This window comes from Mesorhizobium sp. M8A.F.Ca.ET.165.01.1.1 (genome assembly GCF_004792065.1).
Taxonomy (GTDB): Bacteria; Pseudomonadota; Alphaproteobacteria; order Rhizobiales; family Rhizobiaceae; genus Mesorhizobium.
On the sequence record NZ_SRTH01000038.1, the window covers coordinates 1 to 2734 of the forward strand.

Consider the following 2734-nt stretch of genomic DNA (forward strand, 5'->3'; position numbering starts at 1 on the left):
GCCCGCGAGCAGCACGACATGACGATGAAGGAAAAGCAGTTCGATCTGCGCTCCAAACAGATCGCGGCTGCAACCGATCAAAATCAGGTCTTGGCCGCGAACGGTATTGTTCCGCTGCCAATCCAAATCGATCCGATCGGGGGTGAGGCGGTCCTGAAGGAGTTGGCCGCGCAACGGCAGATGTTCGGCGAATTCATGCTGGAAGTCACGAAGGCGATGACGGCACCGAAGCGGATCATCAAGGACCAGCAGGGCCGCCCGGCCGGCGTCGAAACCATCCAGCCTCAACAGCAGGGAATGCAGTGACCCTATCTCTGAAGCACAAATTTCAGTCGGCTATTCCTGATGCCGGTGATCCGACGATTGTTCAGCCATCGAACTGGAACGACGAACACGCGCTGACGCAGGCAACCGCGACCATGCTTGGCCGCGTGACGGCCGGCACCGGCGTGACAGAGGAATTGACCCCGGCGCAGGCCCGCACGCTGCTGAACGTCGCCGACGGCGCCACGGCAAACAGTTCTGACGCCTTCCTGCTTGCCCGGGCCAACCACACCGGGACGGAATCGGCTGACGTTCTCACGGACGGTACGACCAACAAGGCATTCCTGGCCACTGAACGCACGAAGCTGGCCGGCATAGCGGCAAGCGCGACAGCTAATAGCCCCGACGCCACGTTGCTGGCGCGCGCGAACCATACCGGGACGCAGCTGGCCTCGACCATATCGGATTTCGCGACGGCGGCCGATGCGCGCATTGTGGCGGCCCTGCCTGTTCTCACTCTTGCCACCACGACCGACCTGGCCGCCGCAACGGTCCCGGTGACCGTCAAAACGGTCCGCGTGTCCAATTACTCGGTGCTTGACGATGGCGGCGGCCATCTTCGCCAGCGGGTTGCGGCGCAACCGACCTGGGGCGGCATTCGCTCCGTTGACCGCTTCATGCCGGACGGGTCTACCGACAACACCAATGGCGGCTGGTGGGATGTCGACGAAGCGCAGCCCAATGAGTGCATGTTTGGCGGGTCGAAACTCACCGCTGCTGGTTTCACGGACGCCCAGCAAACAACCGCGATCCAGGCATTGCTGGATTACAGCTACAATTCCCGCGTCGCCAAGGCCATCCTGATTAACCGGCACACGATTACCGCGACGATCAATGTTCCTGCCGGCATAACCTTTGAGTGGGCGAACGGCTTCCCTTCGGGGCTGGCCAATTCTCAGCTCACTAAAGGCTTCAACGGCGACATGATGACCATCAATGACGGGACGCGGCTTATCCGCCCGCAACTGTCGGGGAATGGTGGGACATTTACAGGCAAGGGGATTATCGTCAACTCTGGCAACAACCAGTACATCGAAGACCCGTTCATCATCGGGATGCAGGATAGCTGCCTTGACTTTCCCACGGGTGGCGTCGGCGTTTCGTTCACTTGCATCGGTGGGTATCTTTCACGGCAGACCTCGGGCGATCCCGCTGTCACAGGACCTGCGTCTGAACTGACGACCACAGGTTACCGGTTCTTCTACTGCACCAAGATTGTCAACTCGGTCTACCGTTTCAATCAGGGTGTCTTTTGGCAAATCCAGGGAGGCTATAGTGCCGGCCTCGATTTCACAGGAAACACCACCGGCCGCGTGACCCTCAGCGGGTTTCGGTGCGCTAATGCGCTCACGACCGTACTTGGCACGCAGCACCATATTTCGCATACGTCGTTCGGCGGCGCCGTAACGCTCGATGTCAGCGCCAACAATATTGATTTCTCAAGCAATATCGTCGGGGGAACGCTGACCTGTGGCAACACTAACGGCTCGGTCGCTGACAACGTAATCAGCTCCGGCGGCCTGGTCATCGCCTCCGGCGCCATCAACAACTCGTTCGTTGGCAATCTGGCATCGGATGGCACGGCCACCATCGACAATTCCGCCAGCAATACGAACCTCGTCATTGACGCGACGATGGTCAAGCTGCCGGTCGATGTCCTTGGCAACGGTCACCTGAGAGTGAAGAATCCGGCTAAGGGCATCGGTTACGCGACCGGAGCAGGCGGCACAGTCACCCAAGCTACATCGAAGTCCACAGGCGTTTCGCTAAACACGTCATGCGGCCAGATCACGATGAACGCGGCCGCACTGGCCGCCGGGACTATCGTCAGCTTCGTTCTGACCAACACCGCCATAGCCGCAACCGATATCCTGGTGCTCAATCACATTTCCGGCGGCACACCCGGAAGCTATTCACTGAATGCACGCGCCGCCGCCGGCTCGGCAACCATCGACCTGAGGAACAACACCGCTGGCTCCCTTTCGGAAGCTATCGTGATCGCTTTTGCGGTGGTCAAGGCCGTGACGGCATAACGCCATGGCCTTCGCCGCGTTCCAAACCAATGCCTTCCAGAACAACGCCTTTCAGACGGTAGCTCAGATCCCGCTGAACCCAGCCGATCCGGGCCGCGCCGGCTACTACCGGCGCCCGTTGAAATATGTCCGAGACGGCAAGATTGTCGATCTGAACGAGACCGAAGCGCCGACCGTTGATGAAATTGTCGGATCGTTCGAATTGACGCCGGCAATCCTCGCCGCGCTTGCCGCATTCTTTCCTGATCAGCCATCGCCGCTGCCCGGCAAGGTCGGCGCACTCGACGCCAAACTAGGCCACATCATGATTGAGCGCGAAATCGCCTCGATGGCTGATGACGACGCAATTCAGCTTCTGCTCCTGGCTTAGTTTTCAA

The 2734-nt window shown here is 59.8% G+C and carries 2 protein-coding genes and 1 pseudogene; all 3 read left to right on the top strand.

Annotation, left to right across the window (positions count from 1 at the left end; genetic code table 11):
* Positions 1–306 (top strand): annotated as a pseudogene (locus tag EN808_RS34995) (hypothetical protein); the annotation flags it as partial.
* Positions 303–2357: a hypothetical protein gene (locus EN808_RS36830; protein WP_210235482.1), complete on the top strand. Its 2055-nt coding sequence runs from the start codon at positions 303–305 to the stop codon at positions 2355–2357. The pseudogene EN808_RS34995 and the gene EN808_RS36830, both read left to right, overlap by 4 nt.
* A 4-nt stretch (positions 2358–2361) precedes the next feature.
* Positions 2362–2727 carry a hypothetical protein gene (locus EN808_RS35005; RefSeq protein ID WP_135918206.1) on the top strand — a complete coding sequence of 122 codons (366 nt, stop codon included), beginning with the start codon at positions 2362–2364 and terminating at the stop codon, positions 2725–2727.
* Positions 2728–2734: the final 7 nt, after the last annotated feature.